This is a genomic window from Vibrio sp. B181a (assembly GCF_030248375.1).
GTDB lineage: Bacteria > Pseudomonadota > Gammaproteobacteria > Enterobacterales > Vibrionaceae > Vibrio > Vibrio campbellii.
Window position 1 is genome coordinate 1 of record NZ_JAHGAD010000103.1, and the last position, 1,114, is coordinate 1,114.

1 pseudogene is annotated in these 1,114 nt (G+C 45.7%); it reads left to right on the forward strand.

The annotated features are described in order from the left end of the window. Positions 1-76 precede the first annotated feature (76 nt). A pseudogene (locus KIO97_RS25475) lies at positions 77-1,114 on the forward strand (IS3 family transposase); the annotation flags it as partial.

Sequence of the window (1,114 nt, forward strand, 5' to 3'; positions counted from 1 at the left end):
TGTAGTGGCATAGTGAATTTGGCCACCTGATTAAGAGGTGATGTATGATCATCTCGATACTAAAACAGGTGATATTATGACTAAGCGTGAAAGACGCACTTTTAACTCAGAATTTAAGCTTGAATGCGCTCAGTTGGTGCTTGACCAGGGGCGGACTTACAAAGAAACCTGCGAAGCAATGGGCATAGGAAAAACCACGCTAGAAAGCTGGGTGAGGCAACTCAAAGCGGAAAGAGCTGGTAAAGCACCAAGTGCATCACCATTGACTCCAGAGCAAAGAGAAATCCGCGACCTTAAAAAGAAAATCAAGCGTATTGAAGAAGAAAAGGAAATTCTAAAAAAGGCTACGGCTCTCTTGATGTCAGACTCCCTGAACGGTTCTCGATAATCGAGAAACTCAAGAAGAGTTATGCTGTAAAACGGCTTTGTGAAGTGTTCGGGGTTCATCGCAGTAGCTATCGTTATTGGGCAAATAGAGATAAATCTCTGTCGTCAGAGCGTGTGCTTGTTCGTGCCGAAGTTCGCCGAGCTTATGAGCTGAGCAATGGTTCCGCTGGGGCGAGAACCATTGCAGATATAGTAACAGCGAGAGGCATTCCACTTAGTCGTTATCGAGCGAGTAAGTTTATGAAAGAACTAGACTTAGTCAGTTGCCAGCTACCGAAACATGCGTACAAAAAAACGCAACAGGAACATGTTCATATACCCAATCGATTAAATCGTCAGTTCGCGGTAACTGAACCGAATCAAGTCTGGTGCGGCGATGTGACCTACATCTGGACGGGACAGAGATGGTCTTATCTTGCGGTTGTTATTGACTTGTTCGCACGAAAAGTCATCGGTTGGGCGATGTCTAACTCACCAGATAGCGCATTGACCGGCAAGGCGTTGACCATGGCCTATGAGAGCCGTGGAAAGCCGTCTGGTGTCATGTTCCACTCGGATCAAGGTTGCCACTATACGAGTAAGAAGTATCGTCAGTTACTATGGAGATATCGAATTACTCAGAGTATGAGTCGTCGTGGGAACTGTTGGGATAACAGTCCTATGGAGCGAGTGTTCAGAAGCTTGAAGACGGAATGGGTACCAAAGAATGGCTATAGAAGTTTTCTAG